Source organism: Acrocarpospora catenulata, assembly GCF_018476525.1.
GTDB lineage: Bacteria > Actinomycetota > Actinomycetes > Streptosporangiales > Streptosporangiaceae > Acrocarpospora > Acrocarpospora catenulata.
On the sequence record NZ_JAHCST010000070.1, the window covers coordinates 1 to 18,381 of the forward strand.

Genomic DNA, 18,381 nt, shown 5'->3' on the forward strand with positions numbered 1-18,381 from the left:
GGCGGGTGGGTGGGAGAACCACCGGGATTGGGTGGTGGGGTGGGGAAGCCCTAGCGCAAGGGGGCGAGGTGGGTGGCTGCGGCTTGGTGGCTGGGCGGGTGGCCTTGCCGGGCAGCGTTATGGGGGAATCCACGGGCGAACAATGGGTTTGCCCGGAATCCGGGGGTGTCAGGGTGTCTGCCCTGGGATCGTCCATGGACGTTGGGGTGGTTGGACGGCCAGGGCGGCTGCGGTTGTGGAATTGACGTGGGTGCAACGCCCACGTAACCGGAGTGTGGTGATATTTAGCGCTATGTGGGCTTGTTTGGGAGGTCTAGGCGGTTGCGCGGGCGCGGGCGCGGGCCACGCGGCGCTTGACGGCGCGGCGTTCGTCCTCGCTGAGACCGCCCCAGACGCCGGCGTCCTGACCGGATTCAAGAGCCCACTTGAGGCAGGCTTCGCTGACCGTGCACTGACGGCAGACCTGCTTGGCTTCCTCGATCTGCATCAGCGCGGGCCCGGTGTTGCCGATCGGGAAGAACAGCTCGGGGTCCACGTCACGGCAGGCAGCGCGGTGGCGCCAGTCCATGCGTTCCACTCCTTCGTAAGTGGAGCCTCCGCGGCTCCTGCACCTTTGTGAACTCTTTCACTAACTCGCGCGAACAAGAGCCCCCAGAGTCAGGGGCTCGGTCCACTTATGATCGCCGGGGCCGTCCCGGAAGCGGTGGCTCCCGGAAAGGTCCTACGTTCCGACGTCGCGTTCAGCCTTTCAGGCACGCCAACCCCACACAAGAGGTTTGGGAGAACGTTTTGCCGGTTATGGCTGTCGGATGCGTCACACTATGACCGCATGTAACGAACTAGACCAGAACTTGTAACGCGTCCGGGATAGCACGAAATATCACCCGTTCCCGTTCCCCCAGGTAATCGCCATCGAGCTGGAAAGCGATCGGACGCTCGGCTGACAGGGTGAACTCCCCCTCGTCATGAGCCTGAACGAGGTGTTTACCCGCCGGCAACCCGGTCCGCTCGCCAATGATCTGCCGGATCAGCCCAAGCATGGCAGGAAGCCCCATCCTGCGCAGGCCGATGACATCCAGACCGGTGTCGAATCCCGCCCACGGCGTCGGATTGACCGGACGGTTCCCGACAAATGTCCATGGCGCGGTGTTCGAGACGATCGCCATGAAGATCCCTTTTTCCGCCGCGCGTCGCGGACGGTGCAGGGTCATCGCCGGATGCCGCCGGTTGGTCATGAGGTAGTGCCGCAGGGCGGTGTTCACGTACAGGGTCGGCGAGGCGCGGTAACCCGCGCTCCGCAGACCTTCCACCGCCCGGATCACCTCGGCGTCGTACCCGAGGCCGGCACAGAATGTGAAGTAGCGAGAACCGCCTCCTGCCCCGGCGTCGCCGGGGCTAACATCCCCGCCGGTCTCGTCCAGGTCCCAGCTGGCCAGGCCCAGGCTGATGGTGCGCCGCCGCCCGTCCCTGAGCGCCTCCAGCACCGCGCCGGTGGCCTCGACCGGGTCGTTGGGCAGGCCCAGCGCCCGGGCCAGCACGTTGGCGCTGCCCCCGGGGATGATGATCAGTGCCGGCCGGTCGGCCGCGGCCATCAGCCCGTTGGCCACCTCGTTCACGGTTCCGTCCCCGCCCAGCACGGCCACCGCGTCGAAACCCTTGGCATGCGCCGTACTGGCCAGGACCGCGGCGTGCCCCCGGTACCGGGTTTCCTCCACGGTGAGGTCCACGGCGGCGCCCAGCGCGCGGATCAGCACGTCCCGTGAGCGCCGGTTGGTGGAGGTGGCCTTGGGGTTGACCAGGAGAAGAGCGCGCATGCCTGAAGGTTAGACCAGCGGTAGGGTCGGCAACTGTGTCGGAATCTGCAGCGAATCGTCCGGCCACTCTGTTGGTGGCCGCTGTGGTTCTCGCCGCCGAGGGGCTGACCGCCCTGGCGCTCGGCGGTTACGTGGGCGTGGAGACCGCGCTGGGCGCGGCCCACGACGTGATGAGTTCGGTGGTCGTGGCAGCGTTCGGGATCTGCGTCGGGCTGGGTCTTGGCTGGGTCGCCTGGGGGCTGCGGGGCGCGCAGCGGTGGAGCCGGGGCCCCGCCGTGGTGACCCAGATCTTCGCCCTCCCCCTGGCGGTGACGCTGATCCAGTCCGCCCAGTACGCCTGGGGCGTCCCACTGGTGGCCGCCGCCGCGATCGCCCTGGTCACGCTGCTCGCCCCTCAGTCGACCAAGGCCCTGATGGGCGACTGAAGCCCCTGCCCGCCGGGGTAGGCCATGGTCAGATCGAGAGGTCCTTCTCGATGCGCTTGAGGTGGTGCCGGGCCAGGGCCAGGTTGGCGCGTTCCCGGTCCAGGACCAGGTAGAGGAAGAGCTGCCCGCCGGGCGCCGAGAGCAGCCGGATGATGTGGTACTGGTTGTTGAGCGTGATCAGGATGTCCTCGATCGTGTCGTCCAGCGCCAGCGAGGCGATGGTCCGGAGTTTGGCCCGGATCACCTCGGTGTTCCCGGCCGCCGCCACGTCCAGGTCGAGCGAGCGGCCACCCCCGATGGTGCCCAGGGACATGCCGCTGCCGTAGTCCACCAGGGCCGCGCCGATGGCGCCGTCGATGGCCATGGCCTCTTTTAGGGCGGTTTCGATGTTCATGGAACTCTTCTCGCTTGTCAGCGCCTGATCACGAAGATTAACCCCGTTTGGGGTTTCTCACATGCTCTTGCAGATGTAGGGACATAAAGTCCTCTGGCCGCCTCGGATAGTGAAGGGGACAGAGTGTGCAGAGTGACAAACCACCCGACCAACACTCGGTGCCCTGAATCGGCCCGTCCGCTTCCGTTGGAGCGGTCCTGACCCCCTGATCCACCCAGCCGGAATCGTGCCGGCGCTGACGCGGGACGAAACATCGTGAACGGGCACCCCTCTCTCGGCCTTTCCACTCCTTCCACCGCCGCGCTGGACGACCCCGGTCCGGTCGGCGCGATGCTGCTGGAGCACGGGCAGGCCGGACTCTCGGGCGTGCTGCGCGTCGCCGGAACCCCCGGCGGCACGGTGTTCCTCCGGGACGGCCTGGTGGTCGCCGCGTCCACTCCGGCCTCGCCGGGACCCGAGTCCCTGCTGCTCCGCTCCGGCCGGGTCACCGAGGAGGCGTGGAACCTGGCCTTCACCGCCGGGGCCCCGTCCGGCCACCTGGCCGGCGAGCTGGTCGAGCGGGGCGCGATCGGGACCGCCGGGCTGGAGGTGGTCTGCCTGTCCGCGATCTTCGACGCGGTCTTCGCCATGCAACTGTTCGGCGTCGAGGGCGCCGAACCGGAGAACACCGGGCCGCACGCCCTGCTCCCGCCGCTGCCGGTGCTGCCCGGCGTGCCGGTGCCGCGCCTGGTCCGCGACCTGACCCGCCGGATGGCGATGACCGCGGGCTGGCGTGACCTCGGCGTCACCGCGCACTGCCGCCCCTTCGCGGTGCGGCCGCCCACCGGCGCCGCGCTGCCTGCCGAACGGGTCCGCCACGAGGTGCTGGGCAAGTCCAACGGGCGCCGCACCCCCCGCGACATCGCCTTCGCCCTCGGCCAGGGCCTGTACGTGGTCATGCGGGAGATCGCCTCGCTGGCCGACGAAGGCCTGGTGGAGACCGGGCCACCGCCCGCACACAGGGACGCCGCCGACACGACGACACCCTCGGAAACACCCCCCGGGCCTGCCGGCCTGCCGCAACGCCGCAGGGGCACCAGCAAGGTCAACCAGGTACTGCCCCCGACCACCAGGCCGCTGCTGGGGCCGCGCGTTCCGCTCTCGCCCGACCTGATCCTGCGCGAGGAGCACACCCCCGGTACGGACTCGTCCGACGCCGGGTGACAGAAGAACCGCGGCCGGGAAGTGACGCGGCCCGGTTCACTTCCGTACCAAATGCACCAAACGCACCAAAGGAATAAAGGGTCAAATATGCAAAACGCGTTGCTGCTTACCGAACTGCACGCTCTTCGCGATCAGGTAACCGGGGTGATGGAGTCGGCGGTGGCCACCGTAGACGGGCTGCTGGTCGCCGCCGACACCGACGGCGTCCAGCCCGAGGTGGTGTCCGCGCTCGCCGCCGCCACCCTCGGCCTGGGCAAACGCACCGGCCACGAGGTCGGGATGGGGGAGCTGCGGGAGGTGGTGATCCGGTGCCGGGGCGGCTACGTCGTCGTCTACGCGGTGGGCCAGATCGCGCTGCTCGCGGTGCTGGCGGACGAGGGACTCGACGTCAGCCGACTGCACATCGAGTCCCGCCCGGCGGTGGAACGCCTCAACACGCTGCTGACCCAGGCGCAGAGCCGGAACTAGGGACCCGACAACCGAGACCGGGCAATCGCCGCTCCGTTAGTCGTATGTCCGGCTTGGCCGCGCCGGTGTCTGGACTGACGGAGCGCCGGGAGCGCAGCGACCAGAGCGGAGGAGGGAAGACACCGGCTCCCCAGCGGCCAAGCCCGCCGATCCGAAGGATCGGCCAATGTCACAGCTTCAGTCTTCGGCGGTTAGACCTTCGCGCAGCTGGGTCAAGGTACGGGCGAGCAGCCGGGACACATGCATCTGCGAGATGCCCAGTTCGGTGGCGATCTGGGACTGGGTCATGTTGCCGAAGAAGCGGAGGAGCAGGATGCGCTTCTCCCGGGGTGGCAGCCGCTCCAGCAGCGGCTTGAGCGACTCGCGGTACTCCACCCCTTCCAGGGACTCGTCCACGATGCCCAGCGAGTCCGACACGGCGGGCGCGTCGTCGTCGCCGGAGTCCGGCGCGTCCAGTGACACCGTGGAGTAGGCGTTGGCCGACTCCAGGCCCTCCAGCACCTCTTCCTCGGTCATCTGCAGGTGGGCGGCCAGCTCGGCCACCGTGGGCGCCCGGCCCTCCCGCTGGGAGAGCTCGCTGATCGCCTTGGTCAGCGAGAGCTTGAGCTCCTGGAGCCGCCGGGGCACCCGGACCGCCCAGCCCTTGTCCCGGAAGTGCCGTTTGATCTCGCCGACGATGGTCGGCGTGGCGTATGTCGAGAACTCCACGCCTCTGGCCAGATCGAAGCGGTCGATCGACTTGATCAGGCCGATCGTGGCCACCTGGGTGAGGTCGTCGAGCCACTCACCGCGGTTGCGGAACCGCCGGGCCAGGTACTCCACGAGCGGCAGGTGGAGCTCCACCAGCTCGTCGCGGATGCGCTGGCGCCGCGGGTCGTCGGTCGGCAGCTCAGCCAGCTCCCCGAAGAGGGTGCGCGCGCGCACCCGGTCCGGCACCCCGGAGTCGTTGGAGGCCGCGCTGGAGGCCATGGCACGAGTCCTTTCCGTCACGCCGGCCTCGCCGCGCCTCGCCGCTTGCGCAGCACGATCGCCATGTGATCGGGGGACTCGGACACGGCGTCGACGTCGTCGGCGAGTGCGGTGAGCACCATCCAGGCGAAGTCATCGCGTTTGGGCTCGGCGACACCGACCGTGCTCACCTCGACCCGGATCGACATCTCCTGGCCGGTGAGCTCGAACTCGGCCGTCAGATCGGTGCCGGGCACGGCCAGCTTGAGCAGCATGGCGCACGCCTCGTCCACCGCGATCCGCAGGTCCTCGATCTCGTCGAGCGTGAAATCGAGCCGCGCGGCGAGCCCGGCCGTAGCCGTCCGCAGCACGGACAGATAGGCGCTGGCCGCGGGCAGCCGGACGCTTACGGCGTCCCTGATCCCGGCCAGTTCCCCTGTGACATCAGTAGCGTCGGTCACGTTCCTCCTTGCCCCTTCGGCCCATCTCGCAGCCGTTCCCTGCAACCTACCGTCCTCGGACCCGGATTGCTCGGCTTGGACGCGCCGAGGTCGGAAATGCGAGGACCCCGCACGGAAAACGCGCGGGGCCCGTGGCATAGTCCCTAGACCTGTATTCCGCGCATCACAGGCTCCGTGGGGTATCGCCCCCAGCGGGAACCACCCATGCGCGGAATATGGGCCTAAGCGGCCTTCGTCTCCCAGAAGATCTTCGAGATTTCGTCGATCTTGCCGAGCAGGTCGTCGGCCTTGCCGACGTCCACGGTGCCCTTGGCGCCGGCCGCGCCCGCGAGCTTGGTCGCGTCCCAGAAGAGCTGGTGCAGCTGCGGGTAGGCCTCCAGGTGCGGGGGCTTGAAGTAGTCCGTCCACAACACCCAGAGGTGGTGCTTGACGAGCTCCGCACGCTCCTCCTTGATGGTCAGAGCGCGCGCACGGAACACGGGGTCATCGTTGTCGGCGTATTTGACCATGATGGCCTTCACCGACTCGGCCTCGATGCGGGCCTGTGCCGGGTCGTAGACCCCGCAGGGCAAGTCACAATGGGCCGATGCCACGTGCTTGGCAAGCATCGGGATTCCTTTCCTCAGAATGGCTACCAGTTCTGACCCTACTCCTCCCGCAGAGGCCGATCATGTTCACCACCGTACGAGTGGCCGGGGATTCGATGCTGCCCGCCCTCCGGCCGGGCGACTGCCTGCTGGTACGGCGGAACGCCGCGATCCGCCCGGGGGATCTGGTGATCGCCCGGCGGCCGCACGGCCTGATCGTGAAGCGGGCCTTCCGCCGCAGTGGCGAGGGCTGGTGGCTGGAGAGCGACAACCAGCGGGCGGCGGGCCGGCAGGACAGCTGGGACTTCGGCGCGGTGCCGGACACGGAGATCGTCGGCCGGGTGGTGCTGCGCTACTGGCCGCTCTGGCCGCCCCGTCAGCCGGTGCGCTTCCTGGCCCGGTAGGCGGCCACGTTGGCCCGGCTGGCGCACCGCTCGGAGCAGTACCTGCGGGACCGGTTGGAGGAGGTGTCCAGGTAGGCGTTGCGGCAGGGCGTGGCCTGGCAGATGCCCAGGCGGTCCGCGCCCAGGCCGGTGACCACGCTGGCCAGGCCCATCACCGAACCGACCGCCACGGTGTCGCCCACCCGGCCGCCTTCGGTGAGGTGCATGTGCCAGGGCTGGCCGTCGTGCCCGGAGATCTGCGGGTGCACCGGGTGCCGCACCAGCAGCCCGTTGAGGCGGTCCACCACGTCCGCCTCGTCGCCCTCGGACGCCGACTGGAAGACCGCCGTCAGCTCCTCCCTGAGCTCCTCGATCGCGTCGAGATCACGCCGGGTCGCCCGGCGGGCCGCCTCCGTCCTGCCGGTCTCGGCGAGCAGTTCGCGGAGTGTTTCGAGGCTTCTCAGCGCGTCCTTGCGGTTGACCAGCAGGACGGCGAGCTCAGCGTATGACGTCAGGTCCACGGGAAACCTATGTAAGAGATGACTCCGGACATTGAGTATTACATGGGGAGGGAAAGTTCCAATAGGGCCTGTGGGTGAATAAATCACCCCCCAACTTAGCTGCGCCATCTCAGCATGTGGCACAATCGCTGAATCGGGTGACCCCCGTACCCGTCAGGGAGACGACCGTCAATGGCGACGGGCGGCCGGCATACATCCATGCTCGGACCCTCGCTTCCCGCGGCCGTCTAGCGAGCTATCTCCGTCGAGCTATCTCTGTCAGACACACACCAGGGGTCATCTCATGACTGCTTCCCTCGAAGATCTCGATCTTGATCCGGCATTCGCCCTGCACCGGGGTGGCAAGCTGGAAGTCCGGTCCACCATCCCGGTGCGCGACGCCGACGACCTCTCCCTGGCGTACACGCCGGGGGTGGCGCGGGTGTGCACCGCCATCGCCGACAGCCCGGACCTGGCCAACGACTACACCTGGGCCTCCAACGTGGTGGCCGTGGTCTCCGACGGCACCGCCGTGCTCGGTCTCGGCGACATCGGCCCGGCCGCCGCGATGCCCGTCATGGAGGGCAAGTCGCTGCTGTTCAAGGAGTTCGCCGGGGTGAACTCCGTCCCGATCTGCCTGGCCTGCACCGAGGTCGAGGAGATCGTGGAGACCGTGGTCCGGCTGGCCCCCTCGTTCGGCGGCATCAACCTGGAGGACATCAGCGCCCCCCGGTGCTTCGAGATCGAGGACCGGCTGCGTTCGCTGCTGAGCATTCCGGTCTTCCACGACGACCAGCACGGCACCGCCATCGTGGTGCTGGCCGCCCTGCGCAACGCCGCCCGGCTGACCGGCCGGCCGCTCTCCCAGCTGCGCGCGGTGGTCGCGGGGGCCGGCGCCTCCGGGGTGGCGGTGACCCGCATGCTGGTCAACGCCGGCATCGGGGACATCGCGGTCTCCGACAGCAAGGGCCTGATCTTCGAGGGCCGGGAGGGCATGAACCCGGTCAAGGACGCGCTGGCCAGGGACACCAACCGGCGCGGCCTGACGGGCTCCACCGAGCAGGCGCTGGCGGGCGCCGACGTGTTCGTCGGCCTGTCCGGCGCCACCGTGCCGGAGTCGGCGATCGCCGCGATGGCCCCTGACGCCATCGTCTTCGCGCTCTCCAACCCCACTCCCGAGGTGCACCCGCAGGTCGCGGCCCGGTACGCCCGGGTGGTGGCCACCGGCCGCTCCGACTTCCCGAACCAGATCAACAACGTGCTCGCCTTCCCCGGGGTGTTCCGGGGCGCGCTGGACGTGCGGGCCACCACGATCACCGAGAACATGAAGGTGGCCGCGGCCGACGCGCTGGCCGCGGTGGTCGGCGACGACCTGGCCGCCGACTACGTGATCCCGTCCCCGTTCGACGTCCGGGTGGCCCCGGCCGTCATCGCCGCCGTCGCCGACCAGGCCCGTCGCGACGGGGTCGCCCGTAAGTAAACGAAAAGGGCCCGGCGCGACGCCGGGCCCTTCCGTCAGGCGCTGGTTACTTGACCTCGGTGATCCCCAGGGTCCCGTCCTTCTTGACGATGGAACCGGACCACAGCGGGGCCGCGGCCTTGTACACCGCGTAGGTCTCGCCGTCGAAGTACGGCGAGGTGATCAGGTCGCTGCGGGCGTTGCCGTCGGTGTCGCCGCCCAGGCTGGTGACGCCGTTGATGTAGCCCAGCCGCCGGTTCGAGCTGTACCCGATGATCCAGGGACCGCCGGACGCGCCGCCGGTGAAGGAGCACTTGAGCGCCATGTGCTCCTCGGCCTTCACGCTCGGCTCCGTCAGCGGGTACACGGGCTTGCCGTAGCAGTACTTGAGCGTGTGCCCGCTGAAGACGTAGTCGCCGTCCGGGTGCGCGGCGGCGGGGTAGCCGAACACGAACGTGGGCTTGCCGACCTTCTGGTTGTAGGCGAAGCCCTGGCCGCCCACCTTGGCGCCCAGCGGGCCGACGTCCACCCAGCCGCTCTTGGTGCGGTCCCAGGCGATGCCGTTGTAGACGGTGACGAACGCGTAGTCCCGGTCGGCGTCCTCGTAGACGTCGAAGTCGTAGTGGGTGAAGGCCTGCTTGCCGACGTACACGCCCCAGGGGGCCTTGCCCTGGTAGTAGCCGGGCACGAAGACCCACTTGCCGAGCGCGGTGCGGTTGCCGTCCACGTCGTAGGCGCAGTGCCCGGCGGTGGCCACCAGGTTCCTGTACGTCGACTGCACGGAGGACGCCGAGCACGAGTAGAGGCCGTCGTCCAGCACGAAGAACACCCGGCCCACGGTCTTGGGCAGGTTCACGTTCCTGGACTTGGCGGTCGAGGCCGGGATGTCGGCGGTGGCCGGTACCACGCCGGGCTTGCCGTCGGCCGCGGGGCCGCCGGTGGAGACGTGCTTGGGCACGTACTTGTGCTCCAGGCCGTACGGGTCGGCGGCCTTGAAGTTGGCGCCGCCGTCGGCGGTCCAGAAGGCCAGTGCCTCGGCCGCGGCGGCGGGGGTGTTCAGTTTGCTTGAGGTGGAGGGCTTGGGGCCGGCCTGCGCGGCGCCGGTCAGCGACGCGGCCAGCAGTCCGCCGGCGGCCGCACAGCCACCGAGGGGAAGAAGGATGCGCTTCAAGTGGGGTTCGCTCCTCGCGCTGTACGTGGGACGTCACTCGCGCCCCATACGTCAGTAAAGGGATCCAGAAGAACTTACCTCACAAGTGATCACCAGATAAGCGGACTTAGCGGGATTGCTGCCACGTGATCACCCAGCGCACAGGAAAAGGGCCCGGCCGAAAAGCCGGGCCCTTTCAGAGGGTGCGCCGCGGTTAGGCGATCGAGCCCGACCAGAGGTTCTTGGCCGCGCTGTAGACGCCGTAGGTCTCACCGTCGAAGTACGGGGAAACCGAGGTGTCGATCCGGTTGTTGCCGTCGGTGTCCGACACGGAGATCGTCACACCGTTCAGGTAACCGAGCCGACGGGTGTTCTTGTAGCCCGCCAGCCACGCCGAACCCAGGGAGCCCTGGCCGGTGAAGCTGGACTTCACGCCGACGAGCTCCTCGCCCTTGATGGACGGGGCCTGCGCGGCGAAGGTCTTGCCGTAGCTCCACTTCTGGGTCTTGCCGGAGTAGGCGTAGTTGCCGTCCGGGTGCGACCCGCTCGGGTAGCCGAACACGAAGACCGGCTTGCCGATCTTCTGGTTGTAGGCCAGACCCTGGCCGCCGACGTTGTCGCCGAGGCGGCCGACGTCGGTGAACTTGCGCAGGTAGTACTTGCCGCCATCGGTCTTCTTGAACCCGGACCAGATCTTGGCGGCGTTGTAGTTCGCCTGGGTCACCTCGCGCCAGTCGGTGGGGCTGGCCGACGGCACGAACGGGGTGCCGGTCTCGCCCTCCCGCGGGACGTACTTGATGCCGTTGTAGACGGTGACGAACGCGTAGTTGCGGTCGGCGTCCTCGTAGACATCGAAGTCGTAGTGGGTGAAGGCCTGCTTACCCACGTACAGGCCCCACGGGACCTTGCCCTCGTAGTAGCCGGGGATGAAGACCCAGCGGTCCATGGTGGCCTTGTTGGACACGGTGTCGTAGACGCAGTGCCCGGCCGTGGCGACCAGGTTCCGGTAGGTGGACTGGATCGAGCTGGCGGTGCACCAGCGCGGCTTGCCGTCGGCGCCGGTGAAGAACACCTTGCCCGTGGTCTTGGGCAGGTTCACGTTCTTCGACTTGGCGGTCGACTTCTTCTCGTCGCCGATCGCCGGGACCACACCGGGCTTGCTGTCGGGCGCGGGGCCGCCCTTGGAGACGTGCTTGGCGACGACCTGCGTCTCCACGTTGTACGGCGTCGCCGCGATGAGGTTCTCGGCCTTGTTGCCCAGCCAGAAGGCGGCGACGTTGTACGCGGCGATACCGGTGTTGGCCAGCGGGTCGCTGGCAACGTCCGAGCTGGCGCCGGCGGGCTGGGAGACGAGCGCGGTGGCCAGCAGGCCGGCCGCGACGCCGCCGAGAGCGAGGGTGCGCTTCAAGAGGGTTCTCCTCGGTCTGTCGTGAGACGCCACATGCGCCCCATGCGTCAGTAAAGGGATAGCCGGGAACTTACAGCGCAGCTCTGGCTGATAGATAGTCGTTCGGACAGTCCCCGGAGGGCCTCCGGGGCCCGTTATCTTTCCGTGATCAGTCAGGATCCCCTGTCAAGCCGTTACCATTCGGCGACGTTTGTCCAGATGGTTGACTGGAAGAAGGGGTCGGGAGTCTGAGATCGTCTTGTGACAAAGAGGCCGGGGAGTCTCTTGTTGTGTGATGTAAATCACACATCAGGGATGGCACCGATCTGACGGTCATCACGTCTAAGTAGCCCGCTCCAAAAGGAAAAGACCCGGCCGATCGGCCGGGTCTTTCCTCACAACACGGTGATCGCTAGGCGATCGAGCCAGACCAGAGGTTGGCGGCCGCCTTGTAGACGCCGTAGGTCTCGCCGTCGAAGTACGGGGAAACCGAGGTGTCGTAACGGTTGTTGCCGTCGGTGTCGGAGACGCCGATGGTCACACCGTTCAGGTAGCCGAGGCGGCGGGTGTTCTTGTACCCGACCAGCCACGACGAGCCCAGGGCGCCTTCGCCGGTGAAGGACGACTTGACACCGAGAAGCTCTTCGCCCTTGATGGCCGGGGCCTGCGCGGCGAAGGTCTTGCCGTAGCTCCACTTGAGGGTCTTGCCGGAGTAGGCGTAGTTGCCGTCCGGGTGCGACCCGCTCGGGTAGCCGAACACGAAGACCGGCTTGCCGACCTTCTGGTTGTAGGCCAGACCCTGTCCACCGACGTTGTCGCCGAGGCGACCGGCGTCGACGAACTTCCAGACGTAGTACTTGCCGTTGGCGCTGTACTTCAGGTACGGCTCGTACTTGTCCCAGGTCGCCTTGTCGATCTCGGCGAACCCGCCCAGGTCACTAACCTTCTTGACGTCGGCGAAGCCACCGTGCGGCAGCTTGAGGCCGTTGTACACGGTGACGAACGCGTAGTCGCGGTCGCCGTCCTCGTACACGTCGAAGTCGTAGTGAGTGAAGGCCTGCTTGCCGACGTACACGCCCCACGGGGTCTTGCCCTGGTAGTAACCCGGGACGAAGATCCAGTAGTTCAGCGTGGACTTGTTGGAAACCGTGTCGTAGACACAGCTACCAGCGGTGGCGACCAGGTTCTTGTAGGAAGCCTGGATCGAGGTGGCGCTGCACCAGTGCGGGTTGACCGCGACGACCTTCTTGTACTCCTTGCCAGGAACGTCAACCAGCTTGAACCCGTCGGCGAAGAAGACCTTGCCGGAGGTCTTGGGCAGGTTGATGTTCTTGGACTTGGCGGTCGACTTCTTCTCGTCGCCGATCGCCGGGACCACGCCGGGCTTGCTGTCCGCAGCCGGACCACCGGTCGAGATGTGCTTGGCGACAACCTTCGTCTCCACGTCGTACGGCGTGGCGGCGATCAGGTTGGCGGCGCCTTCGGCCAGCCACAGGGCGGCGATGTTCTTACCAGCGACGCCGGTGGCGGCAAGCGGGGTGCCGACCACGTCGCCGGCAGCGCTGGCGGGAGCCGAGAGACCCGCAGCCAGGAGGCCGGCGGTGGCAATGACACCACCGAAGGCGAGGGTGCGCTTCATGAGGGTTACTCCTTGGTCTGTCGTGGAACGCCTCATGCGTCCCATGCGTCAGGAAAGGGATAGCCCGGAATTTACAGTGCCGATCTTGGGAACAGGTAGCCGTTCATGGTCATCGCAGAGAGCCCCGCCGTGGCCGTTACCTTCTCGTAATAGTCAGCTCATCTGACAATTTGTGGTGCTCTTGTGGCATTCGGCCTGATGGTCGACTCGCGTTGCCTCTGATGAGTTCGATACGGCGGTCACTTCGGATGCCGGTGAGGCTTGATGTGTGTGACGTAAATCACAACGATCGGATGGCACCTGGCTGGCTGGCGGAACGTCTAAAGCGGCCATGAGAACGGTCCAGGAGGCCGATCTCGGGGGCCGATCCCTGGGAACGGAAAAGGGCCCGGCCGTGAGGCCGAGCCCTTTTCACGAGGTTTCAGACGGGGTTCAGAACCCCGGCTTAGCCTTGATTAGTACGGGACCGCGATCGAGCCAGACCAGAGGTTCTTGGCCGCGCTGTAGACGCCGTAGGTCTCACCGTCGAAGTACGGGGAGATGCTGGTGTCGTAGCGGTTGTTGCTGTCGGTGTCGGAGACGCCGATGGTCACGCCGTTCAGGTAGCCGAGGCGACGGTTGTTCTTGTAACCAACCAGCCACGCCGAACCGAGGGCGCCCTCACCGGTGAAGGACGACTTGACCCCGATGATCTCCTCAGCCTTGATGGCGGAGGCGGTCGCCGCGAAGGTCTTGCCGTAGCTCCACTTCAGGGTCTGGCCGGAGTAGGCGTAGTTGCCGTCCGGGTGCGACCCGCTCGGGTAGCCGAACACGAAGACCGGCTTGCCGACCTTCTGGTTGTAGGCGAGACCCTGGCCACCGACGTTGTCGCCGAGGCGACCGGCGTCGACGAAGGCCCAGACGTAGTACTTCGTGCCCTCCTGGTAGCAGATGTACTTCTTCTCCTTCCAGTGGCGCGGGAAGTTGTCGTAGACCTCCTTCGACACTTCCTTGTACTCGCCGTACACGCCGGTACCGTCGTGGGTGCCCTTGACACCGTTGTACACGGTGACGAACGCGTAGTCGCGGTCGCCGTCCTCGTACACGTCGAAGTCGTAGTGGGTGAAGGCCTGCTTACCCACGTAGATGCCCCACGGGGTCTTGCCCTGGTAGTAACCGGGCACGAACACCCAGTTCTCCATGGTCGACTTGTTCCCGACGGTGTCGTAGACGCAGCTACCCGCGGTGGCGACCAGGTTCCGGTACTGCGACTGGACCGAGGTCGCGGTGCACCAGTGCGGGTTCTTCGCCTTCCGGTACCCGCGGTTGGTGCCGGGGACGTGGACCCACTCGTAGCCGTCGCTGAAGAACACCTTGCCCGTGGTCTTGGGCAGGTTGACGTTCTTCGACTTGGCCGCGGTCTTCTTCTCGTCGCCGATCGCCGGGACCACGCCGGGCTTGCTGTCCGGAGCGGGGCCGCCGGTCGAGATGTGCTTGGCGACGATCTTGGTCTCCACGTCGTAAGGCGTGGCGGCCACGAGGTTCGCAGCCTTCTCGGTCAGCCAGAAGTTGGCGATCTCGTAGGCGGCGATGCCGGTGTTGGCCAGCGGGGTGCCGACCACGTCACCAGCGGCCTGAGCCGGGGCGGCGAGGCCCGCGGCCAGGAGGCCAGCAGTGGCAACCATGCCACCGAAGGCAAGAGTGCGCTTCATGGGAAAACTCCTTGGTCTGTCGTGGAACGCTTCTTGCGTCCCATGCGTCAGGAAAGGGATGTCACGCACCATAGAGCGCAGATCTTGGAACGGTAAAGCCAGATCAAGAAACGGTCCCGTCACCGTCGGTAGCCGAGATCATTCCGTTATTTCCAGGCCTCTCAGAGAAACTGGAGGTTCCTGTGTTATGGCAGATATTCCCGCAGCTAGCGGGTTTCGGGTAGCGATTGGGTGTCTTGGGGTAGGTGTGATGAGGCGTGACGACTCTCCGGTGAGTGTGATGCAGATCACACCCCGATGGTGGGTCTTGACTGCTCTTCTTGACCGTCCTGTCCATGACTGAAAAGCCCTGACAGGGAGGTGACAGACGCCTTGGTGGGTCGGTTGGTTTACACCGGATTCAGGCGATCCGAGCCTCTCCGCAACTTGGCCGCCACGGGAGAGCTCGCCGTCGAAGTAGGGCGAAACCGACAAAGATCCTGACTTATGTCCGACGCTGTTTCGAGATGTGTCGGAGATGAGGCTGCCGGCGGGGCTGCTTGAGAGTTCTCTGAGACTTTCTGAGGACTTCTGAGGGCATGCGAAAGGCCCGGCCGATGGTGTGCGCCGTGGCCGGGCCTTTCGGTCAATCCAGGGTGGTCTGTCGCTTCTCCGGTAACCAGCTTCCGTAGTCGTATGTGGGGTTTGCCCGGCCGCGCCGGTGTCTGGACTGAACGTAGGGAGCGCAGCGACCGGAGAGAGGGAAGACACCGGCTGCGAAGCGGCCGGGCCGTTGGCCCGCCCCGCCGCGCCGGAGGCGCGGCCAATGTCACAGTTAGGCGATGGAACCGGACCAGAGGTTCGCGGCGTGCTTGTAGATGCCGTAGGTCTCGCCGTCGAAGTACGGGGAGAGGCTGGTGTCGATGCGGTCGTTGCCGTCGGTGTCGGAGACCGCCGCGGTGACGCCGTTCAGGTAGCCGCGCCGCAGGGTGTTGCTGTACTTGAAGAGCCAGGCCGAACCCGAGGCCCCCTCGCCGGTGAAGCTGCACTTGATGCCGAGCAGCTCCTCCGCCTTGATCGCCGGCGCGCTGGCCCCGAAGGTCTTGCCGTAGCACCACTTCTGGGTCTTGCCGGTGTAGGCGTAGTTGCCGTCCGGGTGCGACCCGCTCGGGTAGCCGAACACGTAGTCGACGACCTCGCGCTTCTGGTTGTACGCGAAGCCCTGCCCGCCGACGTTGTCCCCGAGACGGCCGGCGTCCTGGAACTTCCAGATGTAGTACTTGCCGCCGCTCTTCTTGGTGAAGTGGCTGACCACCCAGGGGTAGCTGCCGTAGGAGACGTACTTCTCGTACTCGGCCTTGCTGACCTGCTTCCAGTCGCCCGGCAGGTCGCCGCCGTCGTGCGGGGCCTTGAGGCCGTTGTAGACGGTGACGAAGGCGTAGTCGCGGTCGAAGTCCTCGTACACGTCGAAGTCGTAGTGGGTGAAGGCCTGCTTGCCCACGTAGACGCCCCACGGGGTCTTGCCCTGGTAGTAGCCGGGCACGAAGACCCAGTATTTCAGCGTGGCGGCGTTGGACTCCACGTCGTAGACGCAGTGCCCGGCGGTGGCGACCAGGTTGCGGTACTTGGACTGCAGCGAGGTGGCCGTGCACCAGTGCGGCTTCTTGTCGGCGTCGAGGAAGAAGACCTTGCCGGTGGTCTTGGGCAGGTTGACGTTCTTGGACTTGGTCGAGCCGGATCCGCCGATCGGCTCCACCTTGCCGGGCTTGCCGTCCGCGGACGGGCCGCCCTTGGACAGGTGCTTGGCCACGACCTGGGTCTCCACGTCGTACGGCGTGGCGGCGATCAGGTTGGCCTTGTTCTCGGCGTACCAGAACGCGACGACGTTCCAGGCGGCGATGCCGCTCCCGGCCAGGGGGTCGGCGGCCACGTCCGAGGAGGCGGCGGCGGGGGAGACGGGGGAGACGAGGGCGGCGGCCAGTAACCCGGCGCCGGTGAGGGAAGCGAGCTGCTTGGCTCGGGTGAACATGGGGCTCCTTCAGCCAGAGGGTGATGCTGGGATGAAGGTAGGCCGCAGTGATTTCGAGCCACTTGCAGTGCGCTTAAAGCGATCTTCCGGTGCTCATCCGGTGCTCTGCTTGGCCGCCTCGGCGTACACCCGCTGCGTGATCGCGTTGAAGTACGGCGTGGAGATCGCGTCCAGCCGCCCGTCCGCGTTGACGTTCCAGGTCAGGCTGGTCACCCCGTTGAGGTACCCGGTGCGCTTGGCCGGGTTGTAGGAGAGCACCCAGGGGCCCCCGCTGGCCCCGGCCGTGAAGCCGCAGGAGCGCAGCAGCACGCCGTGGCTGAGCAGGTAGGTCGGGGCGGTCACGAACTTGCGGTCGGTCACCCCGCTACAGGTGCGCACCGACTGCCCGTCGTACGGGCGGCTGCCGTCCGGGTGGGCGCCCGCCGGGTAGCCGAACACGTTGACCGCCAGCGAGGTGCTCTTGGTGGCGGCGAACCGGAAGGCGCCGACCCGGTCCTCCAGCCGCCCGGCGTCCGCCCGCTGGTACTTGCCGCCGGTGGTCTTCCAGACGTAGCCCGGGTTCACCGTGACGAAGGCGTAGTCCCGGTCGAAGTCGCCCTTGCCCTGGTAGTCCAGGTGCAGGTAGAGGGTGTGGCCGACGTAGATGCCGGCGTCGGCGCGGCCGTCCGCGTACGACGGGATGAAGATCCAGTTCTCCACCGGACGGCCCTGGCTGAGCGAGTAGCCGCAGTGGCCCGCGGTGGCGACCAGGTTCCGGTTCTTGCTGTGCACCACCGAGCCGGAGCACCAGTACTCCTTGTCGCCCAGCTTGAAGAAGACCTTGCCGACCATCGGCGGCTGCGCCGGGCCCTTCTTCTTGGCCTTCTTCTTCTCCGGGGTCGCGGTGGTCCTCGCGGTGACCTCGGCGATCGACGGGGTGGACCGGGTGCTGGGCGACGGCTTGGTGCTGGGCACGTACGTGCTGGCCTGCCGGAGGCGTTCCGGTGTCCAGTACGCGGCGATGCGCTGCATCTCGCTCGGGGTCGAACCGAGTGAGTAGGTGACCACGTCGTTGGCCAGTGCCGTCCCGCCTGGGGCGCTCGCGCCCACATTCGCACTGGCCGGAATGGTCGGGCCCGATGTCGCGAGCACGGCGGCCACGCCCACGGCGGCGATGGCTACGCCGGCGGTGCGAGGGGTTCGCCTGGACATCAGGGGCCTTTCAGCTGGTGATATCGATCGTAAGGGGTGATTTTTCCAGATCGGCCGTGGATCGGCACAGCTTCTTGGCTCTCTCGTTATGAAACTTGGGGAACCGAATGAGGCGAGTGTGCGTCAGATTTCCCCAAAGGTGCGGGGTGGACGCTTGATCGTCCTGTGCGCCGAGGGACATCGTGATGATCATGCGTTTGTCTGTAACGGTCCTCATGGCCGTCTTCACCATTGCCACCGCGTCCGCCTTCGCGCCACCGCCGGATGGCCAGTCCGACCGCGCGGAGCGCTCCAACACGAGCGTCGCCGGCAGCCGGACCTTCAACATGAGCGTCACCGCCGAGGGCGGCAAGGGGCGCTCGGTCAAGCTCACCTGCTCGCGGGCCTCGGCCGGCGGTACGCACCCCAAGGCCGCCGAGGCGTGCGCGCTGCTCGCCAAGGTCAACGGCGACATCGCCCAGCTGCCCAGCGGCCGGACCGCCAACTGCCCGCGCAACTTCGAGCCGGTCTCGGTCACCGCCCGGAGCGTCTGGGCGAACGGCCACATCTGGTTCGACGCGAGCTACAACAACAAGTGCGAACTGCGTGCCGCCACCGGCCCGCTGTTCGACTTCTGATCAACGTGAGAAGGGCCCGGCGGTCACCCGCCGGGCCCTCCTTATCCTCGTGTCAC

At 67.1% G+C, this 18,381-nt stretch carries 19 protein-coding genes; 6 read left to right on the forward strand and 13 right to left on the reverse strand.

Annotated features, from left to right (window positions below):
- Positions 1-313: 313 nt before the first annotated feature.
- Both KIP79_RS39790 and KIP79_RS39795 read right to left on the reverse strand, forming a co-directional pair.
- Entirely contained in the window at positions 314-568 is a 255-nt protein-coding gene (locus KIP79_RS39790; protein ID WP_214110198.1) for a WhiB family transcriptional regulator, read from the reverse strand.
- Positions 569-839: 271 nt separating this feature from the next.
- Positions 840-1,814 carry a diacylglycerol/lipid kinase family protein gene (locus tag KIP79_RS39795; protein ID WP_214110199.1) on the reverse strand — a complete coding sequence of 325 codons (975 nt, stop codon included), beginning with the start codon at positions 1,812-1,814 and terminating at the stop codon, positions 840-842.
- Positions 1,815-1,888: 74 nt separating this feature from the next.
- Between KIP79_RS39795 and KIP79_RS39800 the strand changes: the two genes are divergently transcribed.
- The gene (locus tag KIP79_RS39800; protein ID WP_308170134.1) at positions 1,889-2,239 is read left to right on the forward strand and encodes a hypothetical protein; all 351 of its coding nucleotides are present in this window, start codon (positions 1,889-1,891) and stop codon (positions 2,237-2,239) included.
- Between the two features lie 28 nt (positions 2,240-2,267).
- Here the strand turns inward: KIP79_RS39800 and KIP79_RS39805 are convergent, their stop codons facing one another.
- Entirely contained in the window at positions 2,268-2,633 is a 366-nt protein-coding gene (locus KIP79_RS39805; RefSeq protein WP_214110201.1) for a hypothetical protein, read from the reverse strand.
- Positions 2,634-2,888: 255 nt separating this feature from the next.
- Here KIP79_RS39805 and KIP79_RS39810 point away from each other — a divergent pair, with 255 nt between their 5' ends.
- Entirely contained in the window at positions 2,889-3,836 is a 948-nt protein-coding gene (locus KIP79_RS39810) for a hypothetical protein (RefSeq protein ID WP_214110202.1), read from the forward strand.
- Positions 3,837-3,923: 87 nt separating this feature from the next.
- The gene (locus KIP79_RS39815) at positions 3,924-4,304 is read left to right on the forward strand and encodes a roadblock/LC7 domain-containing protein (RefSeq protein WP_214110203.1); all 381 of its coding nucleotides are present in this window, start codon (positions 3,924-3,926) and stop codon (positions 4,302-4,304) included.
- Positions 4,305-4,481: 177 nt separating this feature from the next.
- Here KIP79_RS39815 and KIP79_RS39820 read toward each other — a convergent pair whose 3' ends face one another.
- The 3 genes from KIP79_RS39820 to sodN form a co-directional block, all read right to left on the reverse strand.
- A complete protein-coding gene (locus KIP79_RS39820) occupies positions 4,482-5,273 on the reverse strand; it encodes an RNA polymerase sigma factor SigF (protein ID WP_214110204.1) in 792 nt (263 codons plus the stop codon).
- A gap of 17 nt (positions 5,274-5,290) precedes the next feature.
- Positions 5,291-5,713 carry an ATP-binding protein gene (locus KIP79_RS39825; RefSeq protein ID WP_214110205.1) on the reverse strand — a complete coding sequence of 141 codons (423 nt, stop codon included), beginning with the start codon at positions 5,711-5,713 and terminating at the stop codon, positions 5,291-5,293.
- Positions 5,714-5,934: 221 nt separating this feature from the next.
- Complete coding sequence (gene sodN, locus KIP79_RS39830; protein ID WP_214110206.1) at positions 5,935-6,321, reverse strand: superoxide dismutase, Ni; 387 nt, start codon at positions 6,319-6,321, stop codon at positions 5,935-5,937.
- 62 nt (positions 6,322-6,383) lie between these two features.
- Here sodN and KIP79_RS39835 point away from each other — a divergent pair, with 62 nt between their 5' ends.
- Positions 6,384-6,704, forward strand: a complete 321-nt coding sequence (locus tag KIP79_RS39835) for a S24 family peptidase (protein ID WP_214110207.1) — start codon at positions 6,384-6,386, stop codon at positions 6,702-6,704.
- On the opposite strand, the gene KIP79_RS39840 is transcribed toward KIP79_RS39835, so the two are convergent.
- Positions 6,677-7,204 carry a CGNR zinc finger domain-containing protein gene (locus tag KIP79_RS39840; RefSeq protein ID WP_308170135.1) on the reverse strand — a complete coding sequence of 176 codons (528 nt, stop codon included), beginning with the start codon at positions 7,202-7,204 and terminating at the stop codon, positions 6,677-6,679. The two genes, KIP79_RS39835 and KIP79_RS39840, sit on opposite strands and share 28 nt — an antisense overlap.
- 283 nt (positions 7,205-7,487) lie before the next feature.
- Between KIP79_RS39840 and KIP79_RS39845 the strand changes: the two genes are divergently transcribed.
- Complete coding sequence (locus KIP79_RS39845) at positions 7,488-8,663, forward strand: NAD(P)-dependent malic enzyme (RefSeq protein WP_214110209.1); 1,176 nt, start codon at positions 7,488-7,490, stop codon at positions 8,661-8,663.
- Positions 8,664-8,709: 46 nt separating this feature from the next.
- Here the strand turns inward: KIP79_RS39845 and KIP79_RS39850 are convergent, their stop codons facing one another.
- The 6 genes from KIP79_RS39850 to KIP79_RS39875 all read right to left on the reverse strand — a co-directional run bounded on the left by KIP79_RS39850 (position 8,710) and on the right by KIP79_RS39875 (position 17,708).
- Positions 8,710-9,813, reverse strand: a complete 1,104-nt coding sequence (locus KIP79_RS39850) for a trypsin-like serine peptidase (protein ID WP_214110210.1) — start codon at positions 9,811-9,813, stop codon at positions 8,710-8,712.
- A gap of 193 nt (positions 9,814-10,006) precedes the next feature.
- Positions 10,007-11,200, reverse strand: coding sequence for a trypsin-like serine peptidase (locus KIP79_RS39855; RefSeq protein ID WP_214110211.1), 1,194 nt, complete (start codon positions 11,198-11,200; stop codon positions 10,007-10,009).
- 391 nt (positions 11,201-11,591) lie between these two features.
- Positions 11,592-12,818, reverse strand: a complete 1,227-nt coding sequence (locus KIP79_RS39860) for a trypsin-like serine peptidase (protein WP_214110212.1) — start codon at positions 12,816-12,818, stop codon at positions 11,592-11,594.
- A gap of 455 nt (positions 12,819-13,273) precedes the next feature.
- Entirely contained in the window at positions 13,274-14,509 is a 1,236-nt protein-coding gene (locus KIP79_RS39865) for a trypsin-like serine peptidase (protein WP_214110213.1), read from the reverse strand.
- Positions 14,510-15,323: 814 nt separating this feature from the next.
- A complete protein-coding gene (locus KIP79_RS39870) occupies positions 15,324-16,517 on the reverse strand; it encodes a trypsin-like serine peptidase (RefSeq protein ID WP_214110214.1) in 1,194 nt (397 codons plus the stop codon).
- A gap of 93 nt (positions 16,518-16,610) precedes the next feature.
- On the reverse strand, positions 16,611-17,708 hold the full coding sequence (locus KIP79_RS39875) for a trypsin-like serine peptidase (protein ID WP_214110215.1): 1,098 nt from the start codon (positions 17,706-17,708) through the stop codon (positions 16,611-16,613).
- Between the two features lie 191 nt (positions 17,709-17,899).
- On the opposite strand from KIP79_RS39875, the gene KIP79_RS39880 reads away from it, so the two are divergent.
- Entirely contained in the window at positions 17,900-18,325 is a 426-nt protein-coding gene (locus tag KIP79_RS39880) for an SSI family serine proteinase inhibitor (protein WP_214110216.1), read from the forward strand.
- Positions 18,326-18,381: the final 56 nt, after the last annotated feature.